The 23,212-nt window shown below is 69.6% G+C and carries 17 protein-coding genes; 3 read left to right on the forward strand and 14 right to left on the reverse strand.

The genetic code is table 11. The features are described 5' to 3' along the window. Nucleotides 1–2: 2 nt before the first annotated feature. Nucleotides 3–968 (reverse strand): RluA family pseudouridine synthase, encoded by a 966-nt coding sequence (locus DAT35_RS10055; RefSeq protein WP_108066722.1) that lies wholly within the window; start codon nt 966–968, stop codon nt 3–5. Between the two features lie 43 nt (nt 969–1,011). On the opposite strand from DAT35_RS10055, the gene DAT35_RS10060 reads away from it, so the two are divergent. Continuing rightward, the gene (locus DAT35_RS10060) at nt 1,012–2,493 is read left to right on the forward strand and encodes a pentapeptide repeat-containing protein (protein ID WP_108066723.1); all 1,482 of its coding nucleotides are present in this window, start codon (nt 1,012–1,014) and stop codon (nt 2,491–2,493) included. 165 nt (nt 2,494–2,658) lie between these two features. Here the strand turns inward: DAT35_RS10060 and DAT35_RS10065 are convergent, their stop codons facing one another. The 8 genes from DAT35_RS10065 to DAT35_RS10095 all read right to left on the reverse strand — a co-directional run bounded on the left by DAT35_RS10065 (nt 2,659) and on the right by DAT35_RS10095 (nt 13,987). Further along, nucleotides 2,659–3,636 carry an MBL fold metallo-hydrolase gene (locus DAT35_RS10065; RefSeq protein WP_108067214.1) on the reverse strand — a complete coding sequence of 326 codons (978 nt, stop codon included), beginning with the start codon at nt 3,634–3,636 and terminating at the stop codon, nt 2,659–2,661. 97 nt (nt 3,637–3,733) lie between these two features. Next, nucleotides 3,734–4,684, reverse strand: a complete 951-nt coding sequence (locus DAT35_RS10070; protein WP_369945352.1) for a DMT family transporter — start codon at nt 4,682–4,684, stop codon at nt 3,734–3,736. Between the two features lie 7 nt (nt 4,685–4,691). After that, nucleotides 4,692–5,849 (reverse strand): calcium/proton exchanger, encoded by a 1,158-nt coding sequence (gene cax / locus DAT35_RS10075; protein ID WP_199242858.1) that lies wholly within the window; start codon nt 5,847–5,849, stop codon nt 4,692–4,694. A 39-nt stretch (nt 5,850–5,888) separates the two neighbouring features. After that, nucleotides 5,889–6,803 carry an N-acetyltransferase gene (locus tag DAT35_RS10080; RefSeq protein ID WP_108066724.1) on the reverse strand — a complete coding sequence of 305 codons (915 nt, stop codon included), beginning with the start codon at nt 6,801–6,803 and terminating at the stop codon, nt 5,889–5,891. Continuing rightward, nucleotides 6,800–7,564: a potassium transporter TrkH gene (locus DAT35_RS10085; RefSeq protein ID WP_108066725.1), complete on the reverse strand. Its 765-nt coding sequence runs from the start codon at nt 7,562–7,564 to the stop codon at nt 6,800–6,802. The genes DAT35_RS10080 and DAT35_RS10085 overlap by 4 nt, the downstream gene beginning before the upstream one ends. Continuing rightward, nucleotides 7,561–7,707, reverse strand: coding sequence for a hypothetical protein (locus DAT35_RS58870; protein ID WP_158501635.1), 147 nt, complete (start codon nt 7,705–7,707; stop codon nt 7,561–7,563). Before DAT35_RS58870 ends, DAT35_RS10085 begins: the two co-directional genes overlap by 4 nt. 12 nt (nt 7,708–7,719) lie before the next feature. Further along, complete coding sequence (locus DAT35_RS10090; RefSeq protein ID WP_108066726.1) at nt 7,720–13,614, reverse strand: Ig-like domain repeat protein; 5,895 nt, start codon at nt 13,612–13,614, stop codon at nt 7,720–7,722. Between the two features lie 73 nt (nt 13,615–13,687). Then, the gene (locus tag DAT35_RS10095) at nt 13,688–13,987 is read right to left on the reverse strand and encodes a PqqD family protein (protein WP_108066727.1); all 300 of its coding nucleotides are present in this window, start codon (nt 13,985–13,987) and stop codon (nt 13,688–13,690) included. Between the two features lie 160 nt (nt 13,988–14,147). Between DAT35_RS10095 and DAT35_RS10100 the strand changes: the two genes are divergently transcribed. Further along, nucleotides 14,148–14,741 carry a cytochrome c oxidase assembly factor Coa1 family protein gene (locus DAT35_RS10100; protein WP_108066728.1) on the forward strand — a complete coding sequence of 198 codons (594 nt, stop codon included), beginning with the start codon at nt 14,148–14,150 and terminating at the stop codon, nt 14,739–14,741. 96 nt (nt 14,742–14,837) lie between these two features. On the opposite strand, the gene DAT35_RS10105 is transcribed toward DAT35_RS10100, so the two are convergent. The 4 genes from DAT35_RS10105 to fsa form a co-directional block, all read right to left on the reverse strand. Further along, nucleotides 14,838–15,806 (reverse strand): electron transfer flavoprotein subunit alpha/FixB family protein, encoded by a 969-nt coding sequence (locus DAT35_RS10105; protein WP_108066729.1) that lies wholly within the window; start codon nt 15,804–15,806, stop codon nt 14,838–14,840. Between the two features lie 42 nt (nt 15,807–15,848). Beyond that, nucleotides 15,849–16,646: an electron transfer flavoprotein subunit beta/FixA family protein gene (locus DAT35_RS10110; protein WP_108066730.1), complete on the reverse strand. Its 798-nt coding sequence runs from the start codon at nt 16,644–16,646 to the stop codon at nt 15,849–15,851. A 151-nt stretch (nt 16,647–16,797) separates the two neighbouring features. Then, nucleotides 16,798–17,934 (reverse strand): acyl-CoA dehydrogenase family protein, encoded by a 1,137-nt coding sequence (locus DAT35_RS10115; protein ID WP_108066731.1) that lies wholly within the window; start codon nt 17,932–17,934, stop codon nt 16,798–16,800. 99 nt (nt 17,935–18,033) lie between these two features. After that, nucleotides 18,034–18,690: a fructose-6-phosphate aldolase gene (gene fsa / locus DAT35_RS10120; protein ID WP_108066732.1), complete on the reverse strand. Its 657-nt coding sequence runs from the start codon at nt 18,688–18,690 to the stop codon at nt 18,034–18,036. A gap of 164 nt (nt 18,691–18,854) precedes the next feature. On the opposite strand from fsa, the gene DAT35_RS10125 reads away from it, so the two are divergent. Next, on the forward strand, nt 18,855–19,916 hold the full coding sequence (locus DAT35_RS10125; RefSeq protein WP_108066733.1) for an SIS domain-containing protein: 1,062 nt from the start codon (nt 18,855–18,857) through the stop codon (nt 19,914–19,916). Between the two features lie 57 nt (nt 19,917–19,973). On the opposite strand, the gene DAT35_RS10130 is transcribed toward DAT35_RS10125, so the two are convergent. Further along, nucleotides 19,974–23,183, reverse strand: a complete 3,210-nt coding sequence (locus DAT35_RS10130) for a bifunctional cytochrome P450/NADPH--P450 reductase (RefSeq protein ID WP_108066734.1) — start codon at nt 23,181–23,183, stop codon at nt 19,974–19,976. Nucleotides 23,184–23,212 lie beyond the last annotated feature (29 nt).

A 23,212-nucleotide genomic window follows, 5' to 3' on the forward strand; every position in this document is an offset into this window, starting at 1 on the left:
GCTCATGCGGGTTCCAGCGCGGCGCGCTTCAACACGTCCTTCAACTCCGGGGGCAACTTCGCCTCCACCTCCACCTTGCCCCCGTGAGCCGGGTGGGGAAATTCGATGCGCTCGGCGTGCAGGAACAGCCGTTTGAGACCCCAGCGGGCCCGCACGTCCCGGTTGAACGCGAAGTCACCGTACTTCTTGTCCCCCGCCACCGGGTGTCCGATGGCGGTCAGATGCCTTCTTATCTGATGGGTCCGCCCGGTCTCGATGACGCAGGAGAGGAGGGCTGCCTCGCCAGACTGCTTGATGACCTTCCATCGCGTCACGGCCTCCTGCATGTTCACCCCGCGACGCGCCTTGGACTCGGCCGTCTGCTGGTGCTCGGCGAGCGGGAGGTTAATGACCCCCGAGTCCCTCGGCATCTTCCCTTTGACCAGTGTCAGATACCTCTTGCGGGGATGTCCGTTGGTGAAGAGTTCCGTGAAGTGGACCATCGCCGGCCGGCGCTTGGCCACCAGGATGACGCCGCTCGTCTCCCTGTCCAGCCGGTGAGCGGGGCTTGCCGCGAAATCGTTTCTTACCGCCTTGGGCCCCAGGTAGGCCCGGACGTAGTCCACCAGCGTCCCGCCCGTAATCCCACTGCCGGTGTGAACGGCCATCCCACTCGGCTTGTCCACCGCCATCATCCAGTCGTCCTCCATGAGGATGATGAGCTCGCTGGGGTCCACCGGGGGTGGGGACGGGGGTTTGCGCTCCTCGGGGGCAGCGGGGGCGAGGAGCTGGTCCTCGGTCCCCCGGATGGAGATGGTGTCGCCGGCCGCCAGGGGCTGCTCGGGCTGGGCGCGCTTGCCGTTCACCCGCACCTTCTTCACGCGAATCATCTTGAAGAGGTGCGAGGTGGGCACGTTCGCGAGCTTCTTGCGGAGGAACTTGTCCAACCGCATGCCCGCGCTGTCTTCCTCGATTCGGAACTCGATCATTTGACTGGCGTACGGACCTCACCACACCGATAAATTCGGATCCATGCCGAAAGCCCCCACGATTGAACAGCTCCTACAGAATGGAAGCGCCGAGTGGAACCGCCTGCGCAAGTCCGGCAAGGTACCCACCGAGCACACGGGCGCCACCTTCTCGCAGCTCTTCTCCGCCAATGCGGACCTGTCGGGTCTCGGGCTGGTGGGCAGCGAGTGGGAGCGCTGCGACCTGTCCAAGGTGAACTTCCGAGACACGGACCTCTCCAACGCCTACTTCCACGGCGGCCGACTCCAGGACTGCGACTTCCGGGGCGCCAACCTGGAAGGCGCCACCTTCGAGAAGCTCAAGCTCCTGCGCTGTGACTTCACGGGCGCCAGGGGCCTGGACGAGGCGGACTTCGACGAGGTCGACATGGACCGCGTCACCGGCCTGGACGGAGAGGAGGCCCCACCGCCCCCGCCGCCCCCCGTCCAGGGCATCACCGCCTTCACCCGCGAGCAGCGCGACAAGGTGATGGGCCCGGCCGCCCTGCTCCAGCCCTCGACCCCCGCCGAGCAGCAGCCCGCCGAGGGCGAGCTGCCCCCCTTCAAGCCCCAGGACAACCCGGGCCAGCTCTTCTTCCGCGCCCTCAAGCGCGTGGGTACCCCGCCCCTGTGGGTGCTGGATGTGCCCGGCCTGCGCCCGCTGCTGCCCACGCGCCTGCCTCCCGGCTCCTCCCTGGAGACGCTCTACCGCGAGGCGGTGAAGACGCGCCTGGAGAACAAGAAGCCCGCCGCGGACCCCGGGGCCGTGGAGCGCGCCCAGCGCTCGCTGCGCCTGGGGGCCAAGGACTCCAACCTCGCCGCCATGTACCTGCGCGAGGTGGGCGTGGTGCCCTCCTTCCGCTTCTCCGCGGCCAAGGCCCTCAAGGACGCCCTGCGCGAGGAACTGGCGGTGGATGACCTGACGGGCTCGGTGGACCCGCGCACCACCGGCGCCCTGCTGGAGCTGCGGCTGCCCCACGAGGTGGTGGAGCACACCCACGAGGTGCGCCGCCGGCTCGCCGCCACCCAGCTCTACACCGCGCTGCTCGAGGCCGGCTTCAACCCGGAGAACAACTGGGAGGAGGCGCTCGAGTCGGCCGAGGCCGCCATGGAGCTGGCGCAGCTGGCCGTCAGCGAGGACCGGCAGGCGCTGCTCGAGGGCTTCCAGGTGTTCGCCGCCCTCCCCGAGGAGGCCCGGCTGCGGCGCCTGGCGTACCTGGCCGAGTCCCTCTCCCACCTGGAGCTCATCGGCCGGCTGCCCGAGGGCATGGAGCCCGCATGGCTCACCGGCCCCGAGACGCGCGAGTGTCACGACAGGGAGATGACCTACGTGCAGTCACTGCGCGCCGAGGACATCCCCAAGAAGGTGCCCGCGCTGGGCAAGGCCGAGCTGGGCGTCCCCGAGGGCGAGGTGCCCGAGGAGAGCGAGGAGGACCTCTTCGTCCACCTGCGCTGCGACGTGTGCGGCAAGGAGAAGCTCATCGTCCAGTCGCCCGGCGAGGAGTGACGCGCGGCGCCATCGACGAGAGCCACACTGGGGGTACGGTAACAGACTGTAATAAACTGGGGACCCGCTGCACCTTTCGTGGTATACGGAGTTCCCCCTAGTAGTACCCCCCTCAGTAGTACCGGACGGGGATACGGCACGGCACCGTATCCCCGTTCGGTTTTTTCAGAGGAGCGCGAGCTGCTTGGGCTGACCGAGCGCACGCGCGTCCAGGCCCTCCCCGCGCAGCACCTCGGCCAGCTCCTCGGCGAAGCCGTGCAGGGTGATGACGTCGCGGGCGCCGGTGGCCTTCACGTAGCGCACCAGGGACGGGCAGTCGGCATGGTCCGAGAGCGGGAAGGCCACGTCCGCGCCGTAGCGCCTCGAGGCCCCCATCCCATCCAGCGCCCAGCCGGTGAGCACGGCGGTGGCTCGCGGCCAGAGCGGGGCGAGCGCCCCACCCCGCGCCAGGTGCGGCGGGAAGAAGAGCACCTCGCCCGGCTCGACGCGGCCCTCGTAGCGCCGCAGCGGCTCGATGGGGACTCCGAGCTCACCGTAGAGCTTCGTCACCTCATAGATGGAGGCGTGGGCCACCAGCGGGAAGCCGCGGTTGGACAGGTACTTCATCGCCTCCTGGCTCTTGCCCAGCGGATAGGCCAGCAGCACCGGCACCGCACTGCGCTCCAGGTGACGGCGCACCCAGGACTCCACCTCCCCGAGCACCTCCTCGCGAGGCGGGAAGACGTAGCGCGGGTGCCCGAAGGTGGACTCGATGACGAGCGTGTCGCACTCGGCCACCTGGGCGGGCTCGGCGGTGAGCGAGGGCGCGAGGTTGATGTCTCCCGTGTAGACGATGCGCTTGCCGTCCTCGCGGATGACGCGCAGTTGGGCGCTGCCGAGGATGTGACCCGCGGGCAGCAGCTCCAGCATGAGCGGGCCCAGCTCGAAGGGGCGGCCGTAGGGCACGGGCAGCGGCGCGCTCACCTTGCCCAGCCGGTGCACCATGAAGCGCAGCGTGGCGGCGGTGGCGATGGTGCGCTCGTGCCGGGCGATGTGGTCCGCGTGCGCGTGGCTGACGAAGGACAGGGAGGACCTGCGGGTGGCGTCCAGGGACAGGGGGGTCCCGGTCAGGTGCAGTCCGTTCCTTCGCAGCTCGACGCTCATGGGAGCCGCCGGGTATAGCGTGTCCCAGCGGGCATGCACGTCTTCTCCCCCACCCGCCCGCCCGAGCGTCCGGCAGGCGGCGGGACGGGCGCCGGGGCTAGCTGGCGCGGCCCGGCTCGGCGGTCCTGTCCGAGCGCAGGCGCTCCCAGAGGTGTCCTCCCAGCTCGGCCACCAGCACGCCCAGCACGATGAGGCCACCGCCCACCCACTCGCGCACGCCGAGCTTCTCGTAGCCGAGCGCCACCGAGTACACCCCCGCGAAGACGGGCTCCATGGAGCAGATGAGCGCCACGCGCACGGCGGTGGTCCGCGCCTGCGCCCACGTCTGCACGCAGAGGGCAATCGCGCTGGCAATCACACCGCAGAAGGCCACCGCTCCGAGGAAGGCGGGTGTCCACGTCACGCGCGGCCCGACGAAGGGCAGGCAGAGTGTGGACAGCAGGGCCACGACCCAGAGCTGTACCGCCACCAGGGGCACCACGCCGGTCTTCGGCGCATAGCGCTCGGTGAGGAGCATGTGGACGGCGTAGGCCACCGCGCAGCCCAGTGTCAGCCAGTCGCCCGAGGACAGGCCCCACCTCGCACCGAGCTCCGCGCCCGTGAGGTAGCGCAGGCCCACCACCGCCAGCCCCACGCCCACCCACGAGGAGATACGCGGCGCCCGGCGGAAGAGCACCAGCCCCAGCACCGGGACGAACACCACGTACAGCCCGGTGAGGAAGGCCGAGCGCGAGGGCGTGGTGGAGACCAGTCCCACCGTCTGAAGGATGAAGCCGAGGAAGAGGAAGACGCCCAGCCACAGCCCTCGGCGCAGAATCTGGGGCTCGAGCATCTGGCGCCGGGCCACGGCCGTGAGCACCAGCGCGCCGAGCGAGAAGCGCAGCGCGAGGAAGGAGTATGGGTCCCCATCTCCGAGCGCGCCCTTCACCACCACGAAGGTGGTGCCCCAGAAGGCGGTCATGAGGGCCAGGGCCCCGTCCGCCTGGAGTCGCGCCCGGCCTTCCGGGTGGTGCGGCGTGCCAGCCGCCGAGGAGGAATTGCTGCTCACGGACGTCTCACGGGATGAAGAAGAAGGCGACACCGAGAATGGAGTAGACGCCCAACAGCATCACACCCTCGAGCCAGTTGGACTCACCGTCCAGGCCAATGAGCGTCACCGCGCCCACGCTGATGCCCAGGCCCAGCACCTCCATGTGGCTGAACTCCAGCGTCAGGTGCCGGCCCGGGCCCAGGAGCACCGAGACGAGCACCAGCACCGGGGCCACGAAGAGGGCGATCTGCTTGGAGGACTCGAAGGCGATGTTGAACGCCAGGTCCATCTTGTTCTTCAGCGACATGAGGATGGCCGTGGAGTGCTCGGCCGCGTTGCCCACGATGGCGATGATGATGACGCCCACGAAGGTGTGCGTGAATCCGAACGTCTGGATGGCGGGCTCGATGGCGTGCACGAGGAACTCGGCCACCACCACCACGCCCACCGTGGCGCCGAGCAGGACCAGGGTGGCCTTCTTCGTGCTCCAGAGCGGCAGCTCCTCCTCGACCTCGTGGCCCTGGTCATCCCCCGCGTAGAGGTGCGCGTGCGTCTTGAGCGCGAAGAGCAGCGAGAGCGCGTAGACGATGAGCAGGATGACCGCGATGGCCACCGACATGGGGAAGATGATGGGGTCGGCGGCCGCACCCCGGAACGCGTGGAAGAGGTCCGGGATGGTCATGGCGGTGAGCGCCAGGAACATCATCGACACGCCCGAGAGCGCGGCGGTGGTGTTGAACGTCTGCCGGGGGAACTTGAAGCCACCCGCGAGGATGGAGGCGCCGAGCACCAGCAGGAGGTTGCCGAGGATGGCGCCGGTGATGGAGGCCTTCACCACCTCCATCTGGCCCGAGCGCAGGGCAGCCAGGGCGATGATGAGCTCGGCGGCGTTGCCGAAGGAGGCGTTCATCAGCCCGCCCAGGCCGCTGCCCAGCTTGTGGGCGATGACCTCGGTGGCCTCCCCCATCAGCCGCGCCAGCGGAACGAGCGCCAGCGCACAGAGGATGAAGGTGGGTGTGCCTAGGTGCATGAAGTGCGCGGCGATCGCGGCCGGAAAGGCCACCACCAGCAGTCCCATGAAGACGCGATCCGCGGTCAGCCAGGAGCCCTGGCCTCCCGACTCCGGAGGCGTGCTGGGAGCTGGAGAAGAGACGGGCGGTGTCGCGGGCGCGGGCGTGCTCAAGGACATCCTCACGAAGGGGAAACGCCCCGTGCTTTTGACCTACCCTTCGGGCCGATGCAATGGGGCCGGGCCCTTCTCGAGGGGGAGCACCCACCCCTTCCCGGCCGCACCAGGGGCCTCCTCGCGGAAGCCTCGCGCACGGAAGAGACGTAACAAGCGTGTGTCGCCCGAGGGAAGCTCCGCGCGCAGCTCCACCTGGCCCCGGGCGCTTGCCTCCCTGGCCAGCTCCCGCAGGAGCGCCCCGCCCACGCCGAGCCGCTGGGCCACGGGAGCCACCACCAGCCACCGCACCCGAGCGCTCCCCTCGGCTCCGCCGTCAGCGAAAGCGAATCCCCGGAGCCGCCCCACCGGGTCGAACACTCCCACTGCCCACCCCGTGCCTCCGGCCAGTCCCGGCCCCAATTCCCCCGCGGCCCGAGGCAGGTGGTGTCCCGCGAAGACGAGCAGGGCCTCCTCCTCCCCACGGAGAAGGGGGCGCACGGTCAGGGCACCGAGCCACCGGGCCCTCCCAGGCCTCGTCCACGAGGACGTTCCCCATGCCCGGGCCAGACGCCGGGCGCCTCGGAGCGCGGGGCTCCGGAAGGCCGTGCTCCCCAGGCGCTGCACGGCGCGGAGCAGTGGACGCGCGAGCTCGGGGACGGGCAGCACCAGCCCCCGGGTCCGGATGCGGACGACACGGCCCAACAGCTCGGCGGACGGGTCCTCGCGTCCCAGGAGCGAGGCGGTACGCACCGGAGCCGCCCCCGTGACGAGGTGTGCGGTCAGCCCTCCATCCGCCCGGAGCAGCACGGCCAGGTCTCCCGGTGCCACGGCCTCCGCTCCACACCGGAGCACCTGGACGGCATCGCCACTGCGCAGCAGGGGCCACATGCTCCGGCCCAGCCCTCGCACCCAGAGCGTCCCTCCCTCTGGCAGGTGGCGCAGCAGCTCCGCCACGGACGAGGAGGCGCTCATGCGCCACTCACGAAGTCACGCGCGAAGGTGCCCGCGTCCGGGGACTTGCGGCAGGTGAAGCGATGCAGGCCCACGCGTCCGGTCTGCACCACCGCCCGAGCCGTCAGCTCCGGGAGCGACACCGTTCCCGGAAGCGGCCGATAGGCCTGCTGGAGCAGCAGACGCACCGCCTCGGGGGCATCCACGGGGCTCACCGACTCGGCCGGGCCCTTCACCACCCAGACGAGGCGCGCCAGCCGGGCCGCCTCGCACGCGGGCACCAAGTCTGGGTCCGAGCGGAAGGGACTCCCATGCACCAGGCCGGAGGGGAGCAACGCCACCGTCTCGTCCGAGAGCAACGCGCCTCCGGCCGCCACCGCCGAGCGTGCCAGCGTGGACTTGCCGGCTCCGCTCGGTCCCACGATGACCAGGGCCTTCCCGGAGAATGCCACGGCCGCGGCGTGCAGCAGCACGCCTCCCTGCCTCAACACGCTCACCAACACCGCGGCCCGAAGCGCCGCCTCCGCCGCGAATGGGTCCGGAGGAATGTGGGCCACCACCCGCTCCGCTTCCACCTCGATAGAGCCCCACCCGGGCCGCTGCGCATCCAGGGGTGAGCCCCGAGCGAGTGCCTCGGGGGAAACAGGGCAGACAGTCAGCTCGAGCCGGGGCCCGGCGGACTGCCCGGAGGGTTGGAGATGGGACCAGGAGCACCGCTGGGCGAGCAGGGGAACGAGCCTGTCATCCACCTCGATGACGCCCTCCCCCGCCCGAAGCTTCATTCGAAGGGATCCGGCGCCTTGAAGTCGCAGTTGGGCTCACACTCCTGGCCCTTCGAGGCGAAGAGATTGGCCACGAGAATCTTCTCCGAACGGATCGCCGGAGGCCGATAGGGCCGCTTGCGCTTCCTGCTCTCGTTGGTCATCGCCATCCCTCTTCAATACCAGATCTGAACCCGGGCGCCCCGGGAGTCGAGGTTGTCTCCCGCCACGATGTCCGATCGGCCATCCCCATTGAAGTCGCCCGTGGCCACGCTCACCCCCAGCGCGCCGGCACTGGAGGAGGTGAGACGGCCCTGGGTCAACCCTCCGAGCGAACGCTCGAACTCCGAGCCCGGCGTCGCCTGGTTGTAGAGCACCCACACCGAGCCACCCGACAGGATGTTCGTCCCGGCCACGATGTCGAGCCGCCCGTCGCCATTGATATCGGCGCAGGCCAGCCCGTTGCCGAAGTTGTTGGCACCCAGGATGCTCAGCGTCGCGGCGGGTGGATAGCCGACCGGCCCGCCATCCGCGTACACCAGGAGGCGGTTCTGGAAGGGGTAGCTGACCACCAGGTCGCGCCCCGGTCCCCCCACCAGGTTCACGTTGGCGCATGCCTCGGTGCCGAAGCCGTCGAACCGGGTATCCGTCCCCGCCGTCTGGGAGAGGACCTGGAGGGCCGAGCTGGCCGGGATGGTGGCGGTGGCGTCATTCACCGCCTTGCCCGAGAAGAGATAGAAGCGGTTGAGCAGCTCGCGCGAGCCCGGCAGCGCGAAGTCCCCGAACCCATCGCCCGTGATGTCCCCCAGGCCGACAATCCCGCGCTGACGACCGAAGGAGTTGATGGCACCGGAGGTCGGTGGGGTCTCACCGGTGAAGATCCGATCCGCCTTGGTCGCGGGGATGTAGCAGGACACGCTGGCCACCGTGCAGGGCGCGGTCCCCGAGCTGGCATCGACCCGCAGGGTGTCCCAGTCGGCCCGGCTCCGCCCGTAGAAGAGGTACACCCGGCCGTAGCCGCTGTTCTCGTAGGAGGCGCTGAGGACCACCTCCCCGAGCCCATCGCCGTTGATGTCTCCGATGATGCGCGCCGCGACCCCGAGCCGTCCGGCGGCGACCGTGCCGCGGAACTCGAGAGGGGTCGTGTCCACGCCCTTCGTCCCGTCCCGGCCGAAGTAGAGGAAGGCCCGGCCGAGGTTGCTGGACCAACCGGACGCGCCGACGATCAGGTCCGCTTTGCCCTCGCCGGCCGCATCCCCAACGTTGCCGATGCCCAGGTCGATGCCGAAATACTGCACGCTGGTGTCCGGCGGCAGCAGCGTCTGCGTCGGCGTGGGCGCGCCTCCTCCCGCCGGGAAGAGATCCGTTCCCGAGTACACGTAGACCGCGCCCCGGTTGGAGCCCTGGTCGAAGCTGGCGACCGCCAAGTCATCCCCCGGCGAGCCGTCCAGATTGCCGGCGGCCACGAGGAAGCCGAAACGGCTGCCGCTCTCCGGGTTGAGGACCTCCTTGGTGCGCAGGAAGTTGTCCACCGTCACGGGCGCGGCGATGCGGCTGTAGTTGCCCACCTCGTCGCGAGCACGCAGTTGGAGGGAGTAGGACGCCAGCGGCGGCAGCGGCGTGAGTGTGAATGTCGTCGGGGTCACGGGCAGGAGCGTGGTGCTGGCCTGCTTCACCTTGGTGCTGTTGAAGAAGAGCGCATCGGTCGTGATGCCACCCGCCTGAGCGGTGAGCGTCGTCCAGCGCAGGTCATATCCGGCGGGCTCTCCGGAGGCCGCGCTCGTCCCGTCATCCTTCACGGCGCTCCAGTTGACCAACACCGATGCCGTGCGCTCAGCCCCCGCCATGACACTGGCCGACACCGACGGGGCCGCCGGAGGCTGGACGTCCACGGTGACGGCGGCGATCCGGCGCGTCTCGTTGCCCGCGGCATCGCTCGCCACGATGACCAGGGAGCCGGTCGTGCCATGCGGCAGGGTGATGGGCAGATCGAGCGACTTGTCGTCCGCGTCGAGCACCACCTCCGGCTTCACCAGATCCACGCCGTTGTAGAGGACGCGCACCTTGCCGTTGTTCCCCCCGGCCACCCGGAAGGCGAGCTTCGCCTCGGCATCACCGTCCGGGGTGAGGTCGGCGATGTAGTTGGAAGGCACGGGGGTGCGGAAGAAGGCCTCGTTCGAATCGGCCACGTAGAAGAGCGTCGTCGCGGCCGGCACCACGTTCGAGACGACGGGTGCGGTGATGTCGACGGAGATGTTGGCGGTGACGGAGGTGGGGGTTGAACCGTCGTCCATCTCGAGGCGCAGCGAGGTCGTCGCCGCATCCGGGAGCGTGACGTCGAAGCCGAAGACACCGGTCGCCGCATCCGCCGTGGTGGTGGCCTCGGGCGACGAGGCCGAGTCGCGGAACAAGCGGACCTGACGCCCCTTGCAGACGCCCGTCACGCCTTCGATGTGGTACTGCAGGCCCGGCACCGTCGGCTGCAGGTCATCCTTCTGGGCCAGGGTGACCGAGGTCCCCGAGGGCCGGGTGAAACGCTGGTCGCACCCCACGAAGGTGACGTTGATGTCCTCCACGATGACGACGGTGGTGTTGCCCACCACGTCGCTCACCTCGAAGCGGAGGTCCTGCCGGCCGAACAACAGGTTCGTGGTCAAGGACACCATCCCATCACCGCCCACGGTGGGAGTACCGAGCTGTGAGGGCGAGCTCCCGTCCTTGGGAATGCTGGAGATGCTGACCGTCCGCCCCTCCGCGCCGGTGACCTGGGCGCGCAGCGTGACAATGGACGAGTCCAGTTGCGACCCCGCCGCCGGAGTCGGAGCCACGGGCACCAGCACGGGCGGCTCGAAGTCCACCGTCGCGGTCCGCGTGACGGTCGTCTGGTTCCCCGCCTCGTCCGTGGCCTGGATGCGGAACGTGTAGGTCGTGGCGCCAGAGGTGGGGACCGTGAACAGCTCGGAGATCTTCAGCGCGGAGGGAGTGCTCTTCCGGGTCTCGTTCAGCGGCGTGACATTCACCTCCACGCCCTCGGAGCCCACGTCCGCGCTCGTCCGGGCGGAGAGGCGGACCTGGTAGCCCGCGGTGGAGGAGTCCGCGTCATCGGCGGGACCGAACACCGTCTTGTCGGCGGGCGTGACATCCTCGAGAAGAGGTGCGAGCCGATCCAACCGGAACTGCGCGAACGCCTCGAGGTTGAGCGGATCCAGCGGCGAGGGAGCGACCGTCTTGTTGGCATTACCGGCGGTGTCGGTGACGAGCGCCACCAGCGAGTAGCTCGCCTCCACCGGGTTGGGCAGACCGGTGAGCGACACATGGGCGATGCCCCCGGACACATCCGCCTGGCCGAAGAGCGTCACGCCACTGACGTCGCGCACCTGCACCTTGCGCCCGTTCTCCACTCCGGAGACGTAGACGGTGAGAGTCGGAGGAATGCCCGGGGACAGCTCAGCCAGGTTCACCTGCCCGTCATGGTCGAGGTCCTGGTCGACGACGATGCTGGTGACCCGGGGGCGTGCCGAATCCACCAACAGCGAGACCGGCGGGGTGTCCGTGAAGCTCGCGTCGTCCAGCACGGCCTTGAGGGAGTACTCGCCGTCCGGGTAGGTGAAGTTCGCCACGAAGGAGGGCACGTCGGTAGCGAGCGTGTAGAAGCCCGAGCCATCCCGGCAGGGCGTCGCCGCCGGTACCAGGGGGATGCTCGAGCAGATGTCCACGCGGCCCCCGGCGGCGGCTCCAGCGAGCGAGTACTGCAGGGGAGACTGGATGCCGGGCTGCTCGGCGTTGCGATCCGAGGCCAGGTTGAAGCTGGTCGACTTCGAGGGCATGAGCAGCGTCAGGGTACGCACGGCGGTGTCCACGTTGAGCAACTCCGTGGCACAGGCCGCCACGCCGGTGGCGCCGACGAGGGTGGCGCGCAGGGCGTTGGCGCCCTCGTTGAGCTCCACACCGGCGAAGACCTTCTCCTGGGCGGAGTCCGAGGCCTCGACCGGCAGCGAGCCCAGCGCGCGCGTGCCCAGGAAGAGCTTGAGCACGCCGGAGCTCCCCGCGGACACCGACACCCGCACGTCCACCGTCAGCCCCCCACCGGTCCGCACGGTCCCGTCCGCCGAGCCCAGGGTCCTGCCAGCGGCCGGCGCGACGATGGCCAGGTGGGCGCCCGTGAGGCCGATCGTGAGCGCCTTCTCCTTCACCGTGCTGTTGCCAGCCGCATCCGTGACCTTGACGGACAGCGTGCACGTGCCCGTCCGTGGCACCGTCACCTCGCGCAGCACGGCCAGTCCGGAGGCATCGGCCGCCCCGCTGATGTTGTTGCTCGGGTCGCAGCCCGTGAGTGCCACCGTGGCGAAGGGCTCGGTGCGGGCCGTCACGATGACCTGCGTGCCCGGAAGCGCGGAGGTGTCACGCGTCTGCGGACCCAGCACGCCGCTCGCGTCGTCATCGCTGGAGACGGACACCAGTACCTCGGGGCTCACCGTGTCCCGCGTCACGGTGAGCGCCTGGCTCACCCCGAGCGAGCCACAATCGGCCACGATCTGATAGGCGCCCTCCGAGGAAAGCGCGGCCTCCACCTGCGAGATGCCGCCCGAAACGCTCCCCGTCGCACTCGTCTCCACCCCGGACGCATCGCGCAGACGGACCGTCACCGGACCCGTGGCCGTTTCCACTCGCACGGGCAGAGACGACCCCGCGAGCGTCGCACCCGGCAGGGGCGAGACGATCCGGCAGGACACGCGCCCGGTGCCCACCTTCACCGTCGCGGACTTGCAGGTGGCGGGCAGCGCGGGATTGCGCACGCAGGCCTGCACGGCGTTGTTGCCCTCGGCGAGCGACACGCGGATGGCCGCCGTACGGCCACCGCCATCGGCCGCCGTGGTGGCCACGCGCACCGGCGTGCCGAGCGCACTGGTGACGGCCGTGGAGAACTCGATGAACGTCGCCGGGTCGCTCGCGTTCGTCGTCGCCGAGACGTCCACCTGGATGCCATTGGAAGGATCGCCGTCGGCGTCCGTGACCACGGTGTCCGTTGGCGCGGAGAGCGTGAGCGCGTAGGGCGTGGGCGCCACCTCCACCTCGAAGGGCCGCTCCACCGGATTGCCGCCGGAGTCCGTCACCCGCAGCGTGTAGGGGAAGCGACCTCCGCCAGGCACGCCCACCTCCGGGAAGGAGACGACGCCGCCGGACACCGTCGCGGTCAACGGCGTCTGGCCCTCGCGCGACAGGGTGGCCACCGTGCCGTCCTCGCAGCAGCCCACCACGGCCTCCACCTTGAAGGTTGCCGAGGACACGGGCGCCACGGGCGCGGACAGCTCCACGCGCGGTGCCACCGAGTCCAGGGTGAAGCTGCGCTTGGAGCTCGCCACGTCCTGGGTGCCGTAGTGCACCACCGCGTAGCACTCGGCCACCTGCGCCTCGCACGCGGCCTCGGTGAGCGTCACCGGCACCTCGGTGGTGCCGCCCGGGGCCACCGTGAAGTCCGCCGTCGGGATGCCGCAGGCGTTGCCGCAGTACAGCGTGCCCGCCCGGCCCGCCAGCCCGCTCGTCCTCAGCTTGAAGCGCACCTGGTAGCCCGGCGTGGCCGGCTCCACGTCATCCGCTTCGCGCAGCACCTGGCCCTCGGCGGGGCCGAGGATATCCACGCTCCACGACTCCCCGCCCACCGTCACGCTCTGGTTGTGCGTGGCCGTGCGCTTGGAGCCCGCCTCCTCCACCGTCACCCGGAGCACGTTGGTGCGCCCTGGCAGCGTCACCGCGGGGAAGCGAACCCGCGCACCGTCGAGGACCGCCGCCGGCCCCTCGCGCCACGACGGCTCACCCGGCAGCTGCACCTCCAGCTTCGCCTTCGCCAGCGTCACCGTCCGCCCGGCCGAGTCCACCGCCAACGCCACCACGTCGTACTGGAAGCCCTCGGCCGCCGGGTCCACGTCGTCGCCCTGGGCCAGGCGCTGGCCGTCCACCGGCTGCTCGAAGCCCACCGCCAGCTCGGACTCCACCGGCGGCTTGCCGCACGTGCACCCCGCGACCCACAGCGCGCACATCGCCAGAAGCCACTGCCATCCCGCTCGATGCATGACAGCCTCTCCGTACCTCTCGGGCCCCCCCCACTCGAGAGACCCACTTGCTGGCTTCCGGCCCTACCGGACCTCACGGTCCGAGCACCAGCACCTTCTTTCGAACCAGGAGCCTCACGAAGGCGACCGTGTCCTGCCGGCACACCTCGGGCTCCACCTCGAACTCCTCGCACAGCGCGGCCACGATGTCGCCCAATGTCCGACGCCCGTCCACCAACTCGAGGATGCGCTCGGCCACCTCGGACACCTCGCCGCCCGCGTCCTCGAACGTGTGCAGGGTGTCATCGGGGCTCACCGCCAACAGCCGGTCCCCGACCCTCTGCAGACCCACGTCCGGGGGCAGGCGAGGCACCGCGTCCATCACGTCACCCATGCGCCCCGTGTCCTTCTCCCCGTCGCAATGTCCGGATGCTACCCGGAGCCCCTTGCCCATGGCCAATAACAGCGCCTGCCTGCTGGCCCTGTTGTCGACCACCCGAGAACCGTTATGACGAGGGGCGCACACCCGCGTGACGGGAGGACTCGAAAAATCCATGAACACGATGACAGAGGGCCACCTGGCGCCTCAGCAGAGCTGGTGGAGCCGCAACTGGAAGTGGGTGGTGCCCAGCGGATGCCTGGGGCTGCTGCTGTCCTGCGGCTGCTTCACGGCCCTCATCTTCGGCGTCACCTGGCAGGCCCTGCGAGGCACGGGCGTCTTCGTCGACGCGGTGGCCCAGGCCAAGCAGTCGCCCGAGGTGCAACAGGCGCTCGGCGAGCCCATCGAGGCGGGCCTGATGCTCCAGGGCTCCATCCAGACCCACAATGACCAGGGCTCGGCCAACTTCTCCGTGCCCCTCAAGGGAGCCAAGACCGACGGCACCCTGTACGTGGAGGCCTACAAGAACGCGGACACGTGGAAGTACACCACGCTGAAGGTGGAGGTCCCCGGGCGTCCGACCATCGACCTGCTCGGAGGAGAACCCGAGCCACCTCCCGACACCGTCCCCTTCCCCGACTCACTCCCGGACGTGGAGCCGCTGCCCGGAGAAGAGGAGGAACCGGGCGAGCCCGCCGAGCCCGAGCCCGAGGAGCCCCACCAGGAGCAGCGGGCCCCCGAGCGGAAGAAGGAAGACATCCAGCTCTGAGCCCCGCAACGCCGAAGGGGCGGCACGGGGAGCACCCCGCCACCGCCCCTCCTGGACTCGAGGGCCCGGAGTACACCGGGCCCCACTTCGGAGTGACTAGCCCTTGGCCTTGTGGATGGCCTCGCGCAGCGCGGGCAGCACCTTGAAGAGGTCGTCCACGAGCCCGTAGTCCGCCACCTGGAAGATGGGGGCCTCGGGGTCCTTGTTGATGGCGACGATCGTCTTGGAGCTCTTCATGCCCGCGAGGTGCTGGATGGCCCCGCTGATGCCCGCGGCGATGTAGAGCTGCGGCGCCACGACCTTGCCCGTCTGACCGACCTGCAAGTCATTGGGCACCCAGCCGGCGTCGCACACCGCGCGGGAGGCGCCCACCGCGGCACCCAGCTCGTCGGCCAGGGCCTCGATCTCCTTGAAGTCGCCCTTGGTGCCACGGCCACCGGAGACGACCACGCGCGCCTCGGTGAGCTCGGGACGGGCGCTCTTCACTTCCTTGAAGTCCACGAACTTCGTCTTGCCCGTCTCCACCTTGGGGGAGAAGGCCTTCACCTCGGCGGCGCCCTGGCCGGCCTGGGCGGCGGCGAACTCGGTGGCGCGCAGGGTGAACACCTTCACCGGGGTGGTGAGCTTCACCTCGGCGAAGACGTTGCCGGCCCACATGGGACGGCTGAAGGTGACGTCAGCGCCACTGCCGTTGAAAGCCATGACGTCGGTGGCCATGGCGGCCTGCAGACGGGCGGCCACGCGGGGCAGCAGATCCTTGCCCTGGGCGGTGGACGCCATGCCCACGTAGTTGGCACCAATGGACTTCGCCAGCTCGGCGATGGCCGGGGCGTACGTCTCGGCCAGGTAGTGCTCGAACTCGGGGGCCGCGGCGGTGTGCACCACCTTGGCACCCAGGCCCTTGAGCTCCTCGGTCACCTTGGAAGGGTCCTTCGAGAGCAGCACCGTGTGCAGCTCCGCGCCCGCCTTGTCGGCGAGCTGCTTGCCCGCGGTGAGGGCATTGAGGGTGGCCTTGCGCAGGTTCCCGTCCGGCTGCTGCTCCGCAACGATGAGAACGATCGGCATGTTCAGCTCCAATCTCGGAAGAAGAGGGGGGAAGAGGCCCCGTCAGACGACCTTGGCCTCGTTGCGCAGCTTGTCCACCAGCGTCGCCACGTCCGGCACCTTGATGCCCGCCTTGCGCGGCGGCGGCGAGGCCATCTTGAGCACCTGCACCTTCGGGGTGACGTCCACGCCCAGCTTGGCCGGCGTCAGCTCCTCGATGGGCTTGCTCTTGGCCTTCATGATGCCGGGGAGGCTCGCGTAGCGCGGCAGGTTCAGGCGCAGGTCCGTGGTGACCACCGCCGGCAGCGCGCACTCGAGCGTGGCCAGGCCGTTGTCCACCTCGCGCACCACGCGCACGCTCTTGCCGTCCGCGCCCACCGCCAGCGCCGGCACCTTGTTCTTCTCCTGCTCGCTCTCCAGCGACTCCACCTTGGAGGCGAACGTGGCCTGACCCCAGCCCAGGAACTCGGCCAGGTACTGGCCCACCTGGTTCTGGTCGTCGTCGATGGCCTGCTTGCCCAGGATGACGAGGTCCGGCTTCTCCTTCTCCGCCACCTTCTGGAGCAGCCCGGCCACGCCGATCTGATCCAACGCGCCCGTGTGGTTCACCCACACCGCGCGGTTGGCGCCCATGGCCAGCGCGTGCCGCAGCTGCTCCTGGACCTCCTTGCCACCGATGGAGACCACCACCACCTCGCCGCCATGCTTGGCCACGAGGCGCAGGCCTTCTTCCACACCGATTTCATCGAAGGGGTTGATCTTGTACTTGAGCCCCTCCTGAACGATGCCCGAGCCGTCCGGCTTTACCTTGATCTTGGACTCGGGGTCTTCCACGCGCTTGGCGGTGACGAGGATCTTCACGGTCGTCCTTCTCCTTAGAGCGGGTACTCCCAGAAATGGCGGAGCGGGCGCATTCTCATGACGCAGCGCGCCGCGTCGCAGGGCGTTGATTTACGCATCAACGCCCTGCTCCGGCAACCGGGAAGCGCTAGGAGCGGACAGTTTTTCTTGTCTACTTGAACAGCTCGCGAGCGATCACCAGGCGCTGCACCTGGCTGGTGCCCTCGTAGATTTGGATCAGCTTGGCGTCGCGCATGAGCTTCTCCACCGGGTACTCCTTGATGTAGCCGTAGCCGCCGTAGACCTGGACGGCGTCGGTGGCGACCTTCATGGCCATGTCGGCGGAGAAGCACTTGGCGTAGGAGGACAGCAGGGTGTTCTTCTGGCCCTCATCCAGCAGCCATGCGCTCTGGTGGCACAGCAGGCGCGCGGCCTGGATGTTCATGGCCATGTCCGCGAGGATGAACTGGATGCCCTGGTGCTCACGGATGGGCTTGCCGAACGTCTTGCGCTGGGCGGAGTACTCCAGGGAGTGCTCGAGCGCGGCGCGGGCGATGCCCACCGAGAGGATGGCAGTGATGGGGCGGCTGTTGTCCAGCGTCTCCATGGCGATGCGCCAGCCCTCGCCCTCCTCGCCGATGCGGTTGGCCACGGGGACGCGCACGTCCTCGAAGGTGAGCGCCACGGTGTCGCTGGCGCGCTGGCCCATCTTGTTCTCGTGCTTGCCCACGGTGAGGCCCTTGGGACGGCCCTCCACCACGAAGCACGTAATCCCCTTGTGCTTCTTCGCCTTGTCCACGGTGGCGAACACCGTGTACTGGTCCGCGTGGCCACCGTTGGTGATGAAGCACTTGGCGCCGTTGAGCACGTAGTGGTCACCGTCGCGCACCGCGCTGGTGCTCATGCCGGCCACGTCCGAGCCCGCCTCCGGCTCGGTGAGACAGAAGGAGGCGAGCTTGAACTTCTCCGTGAAGGGAGTGAGCAGGCGCTTCTTCTGCTCCTCGCTGGCCCCCAGGATGATCGGCAGGTTGGCCAGATCATTGGCGGTGATGGAGGTGGCCATGCCCGCACAGCCCCAGGCCAGCTCCTCGTAGGCCAGGAGCTGCTCCAGGTGCGTCACGCCCACCCCGCCGTATTCCGCCGGGATGGCCATGTTCAGCAGGCCGTTCTCCCAGGAGGAGGCGATGATCTCCCGGGGAAATTCTGCGGTCTCGTCGTAATGGGCCGCCTTGGGGCGGATGACCTCACGAGAGAACTTGCGAGCCATCTCCTGAAGGGCGCGCTGGGCTTCGGTGAGTTGGAAATCCATGGGTCCTCGCTGGATGTGGGAGAGGGCACGGCGTGCCCTCGATTCCTGAATCAACGAATACCCTGGACGCGAAGATTGCGCCAGCGCGCCCCCCAAGGGCTACGGCTTGGAGGCCTTGGGCACCTTCTCCCAGTCGGCCAGGAACTTCTTGATGCCGGCGTCGGTCAAAGGGTGGTTGGCCAGCTGGGTGATGACGCTGTAGGGCAGCGTGGCCACGTCCGCGCCCATGCGCGCCGCCTGCAGCACGTGCACCGGGTTGCGCACGCTCGCCACCAGCACCTGCGTGGTGAAGTCGTAGTTCTGGTAGATCTCGATGATGTGGGCGATGAGCTCCATGCCGTCCTGGGAGATGTCGTCCAGGCGGCCCACGAACGGCGAGATGTACGTGGCGCCCGCCTTGGCGGCCAGCAGCGCCTGGTTGGCGGAGAAGCACAGCGTCACGTTGGTGCGGATGCCCTCGGCGGTGAGCGCCTTGACGGCCTTCATGCCCTCCACGCCCATGGGAATCTTCACCACCACGTTGTCGTGAATCTTCGCCAGCCCCTTGCCCTCCTTGATGAGCTCGGGAGCCTCCAGCGAGACGCACTCGGCGCTCACGGGGCCATCCACGATGGAGCAGATCTCCCGGATGGTCTCCTCGAGGCCTCGGCCTACCTTGGCCAGCAGCGACGGGTTGGTGGTAACTCCATCCAGCACGCCCATCGCGTGGGCCTTGCGGATCTCCTCGACGTCGGCGGTGTCGATGAAGAACTTCATTTCGTCCCCTTCCAGGTACAGGTCAGGCCCTCGAGCCTAGTTGAAATCCCGCGGTCGCAGGGGATGCGCTCCAGTCTGCCCGCCGGGCGAGGAGGCGCGTAGCCGATGCCCCCCGGTGCGTCAAGCTGGCAGGCCCGGCCAGCCCGGAGGTACAAGGGCGCCCCATGGCCCGAGCCACCCGAAGCACCGCCCGCAAGCCCCGCCTCCGCGCCATCCCCGGACATGCCACCGCCGCCCCCGTCCCCTCCCAGGACGAGCGGGAGGCCACGCTCGCCTACGCGCGCAGCGTGCTCGAGGCCGAGGCCCACGCCATCCTCGGGCTGACCGGGCGGCTGGGCGACTCCTTCCTGCGAGCACTCGAGCTGGTGCGCGACTGCGCGGGCCAGACGGTCGTCACGGGCATGGGCAAGGCGGGTCTGATCGGACAGAAGCTGTCCTCCACGCTGGCCTCCACCGGCATCCGCTCCGTCTTCCTCCACCCCGCCGAGGCCGTGCATGGAGACCTCGGCCGCGTGGGCCGGGGCGACGTCATCCTCGCGCTGTCCAACAGCGGCGCCTCCGAGGAGCTGGTGCGGCTACTGCCCTCCTTCAAGCGGCTGGGCGCCCCCGTCGTCGCCATCACCGGAGACGCGGAGAGCCCGCTGGCGCGTGGCGCGGACGTGGTGCTGGACATCGGCCGGATCGAAGAGGCGTGTCCCATGGGCATGGTGCCCACCGCATCCACCGCGGCCCTGCACGCGATTGGCGATGCGCTCGCCATGGCGGTGCTGCGCGCCCGGCCCTTCGGCTCGGCCGAGTACGCACTGCTGCATCCCGGCGGGAAGATCGGCCGCTCCGTCATGCGCGTCTTCGATCTGATGCGCTCGGGCAACGCCAACCCCGTCGTCCGAGACACCGCGAAGCTCTCCGAGGCAGTCGTCGTGATGACCAACACCCCGGGCCGGCCCGGCGCCACCAACGTCGTCGACCGGCAGGGACGGCTCGTGGGCATCTTCACGGATGGTGATTTGCGCCGGCTCGTCGAGCGCGGGGAGACCAACTTCGACCGGCCCATCCGCGAGGTGATGGGCAAGCGGCCCCGGTGCGTGGGCCCCGAGGTGCTGGTGCTCGAGGCCACCAAGCTCATGCGCGAGTTCCGCGTGGACCAGTTGCCTGTGGTGGACGCCGAGGGCAAGGCCGTGGGCCTGCTCGATGTGCAGGACCTGCTCGCCGCACGGTACTTCTGAGGGACGGCTCCGCCGCCGTCTTGGAACCTCACGGCGGCGGAGACTTCGCGCCTCCGGCTACGCGAAGACGTCGGCGAGGTAGCGGCCCTGGGTCTCCAGCTCGCGCACCCAGGCGGTGGCCTGCTCCGCCGTGCACCCGGTTCGCTCCTGGTGGATGCGGGCCACGGTCTCACGCACCGCGGGCGCCATGTAGCGGCCATCTCCGCAGACGTAGAGGCGCGCTCCCGCGTCGAGCATCTCGCCCACCCGCTCCCGCTCCTCCCACAGCCGGTGCTGCACGAACTTCACCCCGTCGCGCTCCTGCCGGAAGAAAGCCGGATACACCTCCACCACGCCCTGCTTCTGCCAGGCCTCGAGCTCCTCGCGGTAGAGGAAGTCCACGTCCGGGTGGTCGCACCCGAAGAACAGCTGCGCCTTGCCGAGCTGTGTGCCCCGCTCGGCCAGCCGCGCCCGCTCCTGGATGAACCCGCGGAACGGCGCGAGCCCCGTGCCCGCGCCAATCATCACCACGGGGACGCTGGGGTCCTCGGGAGGCCGGAACGGGGAGTGCGGCTCGCGGAGCACGGCCTGCAGCCGCGTGCCCGGCTGCACCCGCGTGAGGAAGCTCGAGCACGTGCCCTTGTAACGGCCTCGCCCCGACCAGGCCGGCGCATCGACCACCGCCACCGTCAGCGTGCACCGCTCCTTCGCCTCGAGCGGCGAGGACGAGATGGAGTAGCGGCGCGGCTTCATCGGAGGCATCAACTCCAGGAACACCCCGAACGGCAGCTCGCACGCTTGGAACTCCTCGAGCAGATCCAGCACGCTGACGCGCTTCTCGAGCACCTGCGTGCGGTACGCCTCCGGCTCCGCGCCTCCCTCGCCCGCGAGCGCGAGCAGCCGTTTCTTCTCGGGCGGGCACGCGGTGTACTTCGCCAGGAGCTGGAGGTCTCTCCGCGTGGCGGGCGCCGACAGCTCGACGTAGCGGCCGAGCAGCACCCGCACCGTCACGGGCTTGTCGAACGGGAGCGTGCTCGGCTCCTCACGGGTGCGCCGGATGAGCACCGTCTCGTCCGGGCTCAGGTTGAAGCGCCTCGCCGCCCGCTCCACCTGCTCGGGCGCGTTCTCCGGGAGCACCGCCAGGTGGTCTCCCGTCCGGTACGACACCCCGTCCGGCAGCCGCACCTCGATGTGGCGCTTCGAGCGGCCGAACGGTGACGTCATGTCCACGAGCTCGCGGTTGGCCACCACCTCCACCGGCACCACGCCGTGAGCGGCCTCCAGCGGATCCGCCGCCTGGTCCAGCCGCTCCACCTCGTAGCGAGGCGCCTGGTTCGCCTCCGCGGACTCCACCCCGAAGGCCTCGCCGAGCGTGGGCCACACGCCCTGGTACCAGCCGTCGAAGTCCCCGAAGAAGTCGGCGCGCGCATCCGCCTCGCCCCGAGCAAGCATCCGCTGCGCACCGGCGGCGGCCAGCCGCTCGTCCACGCGCTTCGGCACGGCCTGGAAGGTCGCCGCCCAGTCCCGGTTGCCGCAGCCGAACACAGCGTAGCGCACCCCAGCGAGCGCTCCGGGCTGGAGTTCCTCCAACCACCGGCAGAACGCCTTCGCGTTGTCCGGAGGGTGGCCGTTGTACGAGGCGGTCACGATGACGACGGCTCCCTCGCGCGGCAGGCGCCCGGCGTAGGCGTCCATCGTCCCGAGCGTGGGCACGTAGCCCTGCGCCGCCGCGTCACTCGCGATGCGCTGGGCGAAGGCCTCCGACGAGCCCGAGTTCGAGCCGTACAGCACGAGCAGCGGCGTGCCGTGCTGGGCCACGGGTCCGGACGTCCACTTCGGCTTCGCCGGAGCCACCGCCTCGGGGGCCGGCCGCAGGTCCACCACCGGCCGCTCGGCATCCCCGCGTGGACGCACGCGCATCCGGAAGCCCTCCGGCTTGAGCGTCAGCGTCTCCTTGATGTGGAGCTGGTAGCGGGTGTGATCGACGAGCTGGAAGCGCTGCAGGAGCATGCCGAGCACCAGCAACGCCTCCTGCATGGCGAACGGGCGGCCGATGCATGCACGCTGCCCGTTGCCAAAGGGCTTCCACGCATTGGGCGAACGCGCCGCGACAGCCTCGGGGCTGAAGCGCTCCGGGTCGAAGCGCTCCGGGTCCGTCCACACCTCCGGGTCGCGATGCAGCATCGGCGTGAGGACCATGACCGACTCGCCCTTGTGCACCGGCCACGTGCCGCCAATGACCGTGTCCTCCCGCGCGTGCAGCCCGAAGGCGGGCGCCGTGGGCCACAGACGCAGCGACTCGCGCAGCACCTGGTCCAGGTAGTTGAGCTTGCTCACCATCTCGAACGTGGGGCGCCGGGACAGGTCCCTGCCGAGCACCCGGTCCACCTCCGCGGTGGCGCGGGCGAGCACCTCCGGGTGGCGCAGGAGCTGGTAGAGCGTGAAGGACAGCAGGCCGCTCGTCGTCTCGTGGCCCGCGATGAGGAAGGTCACCACCTGGTTGCGGATGTTGCGGTCGTCGAGCCCCTGGCCGCTCGTCGGATCCACGCCCTGGAGCATGAGGCTCAGCAAGTCCTTGCGCGTGGCGGCATCCCCGTTGTGGCGCCGCTCGCGGATGACCTCGTCGACCACCTGGTGCATGTACGCGATGTCGCGCTGGTACTGCTGCTGCGTCATCAGCATCAGCCGCGTCTGCAGGGGCAGGCGCCGCGTGCGCTCACCCGCCTCGGCGAGGCTGCGCACCATGGCGTCCACGAACGGGTGCATCTCCCGCTGGTAGAAGCTGTTGAAGCGGTACCCGAACCCGCACAGCGCGATGGTGTCGAGCGTCAACCGCGTCATGTTGTCGGTGACGTCGAGCTCCGCGTCGGGCCCGAGCCGCTCCCACTTGGTGAGCATCTGCTCGGCGATGTCGAGCATGAAGTCGAAGTAGCCGCGCATCGCCTGGGGACCGAAGGCCGGCATCAGGATGCGGTGCGCTCGCTCCCAGTTGGGCTCGTGCGTGTACGCGGTGAAGAGCCCGTCTCCGGCGAAATCGCGGATGTTCTTCAGCGCACCGCCCACCGACTTGTCGAAGCGCTGCTCGTCACACACCTCGTCCACCAGCGCGTGCGAGCCGATGACCAGGATGGACCTGCCCGGGAACGTCAGCCGGAAGATGGGCCCGTACTCCCGGCTCAGCCTCATCATCGACTGGATGGGAGTCTCCGTCTCCACGTCGGGGATGTTGCCCACCAGCGGGCGCGTGCGGGGTTGAGGAATGGACGCGTTGGCAGAGGCGGCGCTCATAGGGAAACCTCCTGTCCCAAGGGACTTAT

Source organism: Vitiosangium sp. GDMCC 1.1324 (assembly GCF_003044305.1).
Taxonomy (GTDB): Bacteria; Myxococcota; Myxococcia; order Myxococcales; family Myxococcaceae; genus Archangium.